Origin of the sequence: Eubacterium ramulus ATCC 29099 (assembly GCF_000469345.1) — a bacterium.
In the GTDB taxonomy this organism is placed as follows: domain Bacteria; phylum Bacillota; class Clostridia; order Lachnospirales; family Lachnospiraceae; genus Eubacterium_I; species Eubacterium_I ramulus.
Genome location: NZ_KI271121.1, coordinates 1 through 4559, shown reverse-complemented (window position 1 = coordinate 4559; position 4559 = coordinate 1). Strand labels below are relative to the sequence as shown.

Below are 4559 nucleotides of genomic sequence, written 5' to 3'. Positions count from 1 at the left end.
CATCAGCGACAGCTTGCTTATAATAGCACTGCCCACGGCAGAAGTCAATACATTTTGGCCGCTTTTTCTGAAGTAGGTCATCTCCCGTTTTTTATCGTTATTGCGTGAATTGTGCAAATTATTTGCACAATTCTTATTTATCGCAGAAGCAGATATATTCCTTCTCATAGTTTCCCCACCATGTTGTCCGTCCTCTTCCATCTGCTTTTCCACTCGGCAGAAAATAGATTGTAGAAAATAACATTTCCTCTGCATTTAATTTTACTATAATTTTTAAAAGTTTATCATCCAATGGGAAGATAATGTCCTGGTCCAGATCTTCCGGCATCATTAAATTCAGATATGTCTTCTCTGCATCTGTAAGAACTTCATCGACCATCTCACGGGAATCCATATCGAGTCTGTAATAATAGAAATCGGCAAAGGCATTATTATTTCCATATTCCTTCTTCAGATTTTTAAAATGCGCCAGTGCACGTTTTTCATCCATCACCAGTTTGACATCTTTGTAATCCCTGAACCCATCCGTAATTTTATCAAAATAAATTGCTCCCTGCTCCTGTAATTCTTCTGTTGTCATCACAAGTCCTCCTATCAGTTATATGTCGTGAAAACAAACTATTATTAAATGGATAATTGATAACCGTCCATATGCATACCTTTTTCTATCTCTTTCAAAAAGTATATTAGAAAAAGAGATGAAATTGCTTTCACCTCTTCATTCTACAATATTTTATTCTTTTTATATACTACTTTTTTACGACTATAAACATTTTATTTACTCTGCGTTCAGAATATAGGTTTCAATGGCATGTGCCACGCCACATTCTTCGTTTGTAAGTGTTACAACATCTGAAATATCTTTGATTGCCTTTGATGCATTTCCCATAGCAACACCAAGCCCTGCAGCCTTAAGCATTTCCGCATCATTTCCACTGTCGCCTACTGCCATGGTCTCTTCCATGGAAATACCAAGTTCTTTTGCCAGAAAATGAAGCCCCAGCCCTTTATTGACATTTGCTGCTGTGAACTCAATATTATGGAACCCGCCGTCTACCACACAAATATCCGGGCAGGCAGTCAGCATATCCCAAATCTCATCACGATGTAAAAAAGTACCATCGGATGCCGGTATAAAATTCAGCGTTACTTTCTGGATCTTGGCGTTACCGCTTTTTGCATAAGCAAGCAGATCCGGAAGTTCATGACGCCCTTCCAGGAAATGACCTACGATATGCTCCGGGAGTCCGAGTCTCCACACATAATCATACACCTGCACCGGGGTATAGTTATGTCCGTCGATAAACACAGTCACATATACTTCTCTATCAAGTATATATTCAAAAATAGAAAGCAGCTTTTCTACCGGCAGGCAATGTTCATCCAGACAGGTTCTGTCTGCGGTCCGATAAACGGCTGCTCCGTTTGTGGTAATCAGATATGGCATTGCTACCTCTTTTAACTGATCATGCGGCACTCCGTCATAATCTCTGCCGGAAGCCACTACCACAGTTACGCCTGCTTCCTGTGCTTTTTTGATTGCTTTGATATTTTGCTCCGGAATGTGTCCTGTGTTATCAAAAAGCGTTCCATCTACATCCAGTGCCAGAAGTTTGATTTTGTTATTTGATTTCATATACATATGCTCCGTATGGTTTTAGTTCGATTGCATCCGCATACTGCTGCGGTGCATCATCATAATTGGAGATGAACAATGTTCCCTGAGATGCTTCTACAAAATCTCCCACCGGATAAACGATGGTCTCTTTTGTAAAATTACAGATGACCAGTAATGTCTCATCTTCATTTTTTCGGAGATAAGTATATACCTTTTCGTTGTCCGCGTCCAGAAGTTTGTATACACCATCTGTAATTACAGGTACTTCATGGCGCAGCTGTACTAACTTCTTATAATAAGAAAAAACGGATTTTGGATCTTTGACAGATGCCTCTGCATTGATTGTTTTGTAGTTGTCATTTACCGCGATCCACGGCTCTGCTTCAGAGAATCCGGCATTTTTTTCCGTACTCCACTGCATCGGAGTTCTTGCATTATCACGGGATTTCAGACGCAGAAGTTCCAATGTGTCTTTTGTAGAAAAACCTTTTCTTCCGGTGCAGTAGGCAATGCCGCGTTTTTCCTTGCTTAACAGATATTCCGTTGCTTTATAAAAGCCTTCATACTGCTTTGCCCGAATCATGGAAACACTCTGATCTTCATTATACTCATTGCATGCGATCAACTTACCATAGCTTAAATAGGATTTTAACATTTCCCATTCATTTTCAATCGAACAAAGAATGATTCCATCTGCATGGTGCATGCTAAGACATGAGGCTTATTATTAATGACCCTTGAAACAGTAGAAACAGACATTCCGGCAAGCTTTGCTACATCTGATATCGTTGCCAATTTTTCACATAATTTTTATTGACATGCTAGATATTTCCGCGATAGAATAAATAGTAACTATAAGCAGTGCCAGTTACATAAAATTCAAAGTGAAACTCTATTTTCACTCTTGTCTTTGTTGTAGTATGTAGCACTGCATTTTTTGTCTCAGTCGGAATTTCATATCCAACTGAGATAAACGCTTTGCAGGATGTGCAGTGATTCTGAATGGAATATATCAGCTTACGCTAATCAGAATCACGCACCAAGTCTCACATGCGTTCAACTTGAAATTTTACTATTGGAGGTTATTTCACTATGAAATATGATGTTGTGATCATTGGTGCCGGTCCTGGCGGTATTTTTTCCGCTTATGAACTGATTCACCAGAATAAAAATTTAAAGATTGCTGTTTTCGAGGAAGGCTACCCGTTAAAAAAACGTCATTGCCCGATTGACGGCAAAAAAGTTCCATCCTGTATCAAATGTCCGACTTGTGCGATCATGAGCGGATTCGGCGGTGCCGGAGCATTTTCTGATGGAAAATACAATATTACAAATGACTTTGGCGGCACATTATACGAATATATCGGAAAAGAAGAAGCCCTGGATCTGATGCGTTATGTAGATGAGATCAACATGACACATGGCGGTGCTGAAACGAAACTGTACTCTACTGCAGGAACACATTTCAAAAAGATCTGCATGCAAAATAAATTAAAACTTCTGGATGCATCCGTTCGTCATCTGGGTACCGATATCAATTATGTTGTTTTAGAAAATCTGTATAATGAGTTAAAAGATCAGATTGATTTTTACTTCCAGACACCGGTAACCAAAATTGAACGTCTGGGAGATAATAACTATCGTATCCACTATCATGATACATTTGCTGACTGTACTAAGTGTGTTGTTTCTGTCGGACGCATCGGCAGCAAATGGATGGAGAGCATCTGTAAGGATCTTGAGATCCCGACAAATTCAAACCGCGTAGACCTTGGTGTACGCGTAGAACTTCCGGCTGTTATTTTCTCTGATCTGACAGATGAGTTGTATGAAAGCAAAATTGTATATCGTACAGAAAAATTCGAGGATAACGTGCGTACCTTCTGCATGAATCCATATGGAATTGTTGTAAATGAGAATACAAACGGTATCGTTACTGTAAATGGACACAGCTACGAAGATCCGGCACAGCAGACTGAAAATACAAACTTTGCTCTTCTGGTTGCAAAACACTTCTCTGAACCGTTCAAAGACAGTAACGGATACGGTGAGAGCATTGCAAGACTGTCCAACATGTTGGGTGGCGGTGTCATTGTACAGCGTTTTGGCGACTTAGTCCGCGGACGACGCAGTACTGTAAAACGTATTGAAGAAGGTCTGGTTCGTCCTACCCTCTCCGCTACACCGGGTGACTTAAGTCTGGTACTTCCGAAACGTATTTTGGATGGTATTATCGAAATGATCTATGCATTGGATAAAATTGCTCCGGGTACTGCAAATGATGATACTTTGCTGTACGGCGTTGAGGTAAAATTCTACAATATGGAAGTGGAACTGGATGAAAATCTGGAAAGCTGCCACAAAGGACTCTACATCATCGGTGACGGCAGCGGTGTGACACATTCCCTGTCTCATGCATCTGCCAGCGGTGTATATGTTGCCAGACATATCTGCGAACAGTTGTAGAATAAATAGAATTAAGAATAAAAAAGATAAAAAGCGCTGTATGAGAAACTCAACATACAACGCTTTTTCATTGTCATTCTATCAATCCAATTCTCTTTTTCTTTATTATCAATCTATCAGAACATTTTTCCAAAAGAAAATCAATAGTGTTCAAGTCGAACGCACGTGAGACTTGGTGCGTGAATCTGGTCAGCGAAAGCTGACATATTCTTCTCAGAATCACTGCACATCCTCGCGGAGCGTTTATCTCAGTCGGAGATTGTACTCCCACTGAGAAAGACTTGTTATTACTCACCACTTGCAGAAGTGGGAGTCTCAACTCAGACTGAGATGAATCTGTTTTTGGGCAACCCCAGCTTCCAAAAATTTTGCATTATACCAATTTGGTAGCACAAAAAATGCTGTATCGACCAAATTGTCAATACAGCATTTTTTATTTATATGATATATACCTTCAAAACTTCATACAGAACCA

The 4559-nt window shown here is 39.9% G+C and carries 5 protein-coding genes; 1 reads left to right on the top strand and 4 read right to left on the bottom strand.

Annotated features, from left to right (window positions below; translation table 11 throughout):
- Nucleotides 1-133: 133 nt before the first annotated feature.
- The 4 genes from HMPREF0373_RS07160 to HMPREF0373_RS17745 all read right to left on the bottom strand — a co-directional run bounded on the left by HMPREF0373_RS07160 (nt 134) and on the right by HMPREF0373_RS17745 (nt 2413).
- Nucleotides 134-580, bottom strand: a complete 447-nt coding sequence (locus tag HMPREF0373_RS07160) for a hypothetical protein (RefSeq protein ID WP_021739007.1) — start codon at nt 578-580, stop codon at nt 134-136.
- A gap of 198 nt (nt 581-778) precedes the next feature.
- Nucleotides 779-1636, bottom strand: coding sequence for a Cof-type HAD-IIB family hydrolase (locus HMPREF0373_RS07155; RefSeq protein ID WP_049946817.1), 858 nt, complete (start codon nt 1634-1636; stop codon nt 779-781).
- Nucleotides 1623-2273, bottom strand: coding sequence for an alpha-amylase family glycosyl hydrolase (locus HMPREF0373_RS17620; RefSeq protein ID WP_167618648.1), 651 nt, complete (start codon nt 2271-2273; stop codon nt 1623-1625). Before HMPREF0373_RS17620 ends, HMPREF0373_RS07155 begins: the two co-directional genes overlap by 14 nt.
- Nucleotides 2267-2413 (bottom strand): LacI family DNA-binding transcriptional regulator, encoded by a 147-nt coding sequence (locus tag HMPREF0373_RS17745; RefSeq protein ID WP_207638148.1) that lies wholly within the window; start codon nt 2411-2413, stop codon nt 2267-2269. The genes HMPREF0373_RS17620 and HMPREF0373_RS17745 overlap by 7 nt, the downstream gene beginning before the upstream one ends.
- Before the next feature lie 297 nt (nt 2414-2710).
- On the opposite strand from HMPREF0373_RS17745, the gene HMPREF0373_RS07145 reads away from it, so the two are divergent.
- Nucleotides 2711-4084, top strand: a complete 1374-nt coding sequence (locus HMPREF0373_RS07145; protein WP_021739004.1) for an NAD(P)/FAD-dependent oxidoreductase — start codon at nt 2711-2713, stop codon at nt 4082-4084.
- Nucleotides 4085-4559: the final 475 nt, after the last annotated feature.

What these genes read in the sequence shown, in the direction of transcription:
- HMPREF0373_RS07160 (WP_021739007.1), bottom strand. Translation starts at nt 580, where the DNA reads ATGACAACAGAAGAATTACAGGAGCAGGGAGCAATTTATTTTGATAAA.
- HMPREF0373_RS07155 (WP_049946817.1), bottom strand. Translation starts at nt 1,636, where the DNA reads ATGAAATCAAATAACAAAATCAAACTTCTGGCACTGGATGTAGATGGA.
- HMPREF0373_RS17620 (WP_167618648.1), bottom strand. Translation starts at nt 2,273, where the DNA reads ATGTTAAAATCCTATTTAAGCTATGGTAAGTTGATCGCATGCAATGAG.
- HMPREF0373_RS07145 (WP_021739004.1), top strand. Translation starts at nt 2,711, where the DNA reads ATGAAATATGATGTTGTGATCATTGGTGCCGGTCCTGGCGGTATTTTT.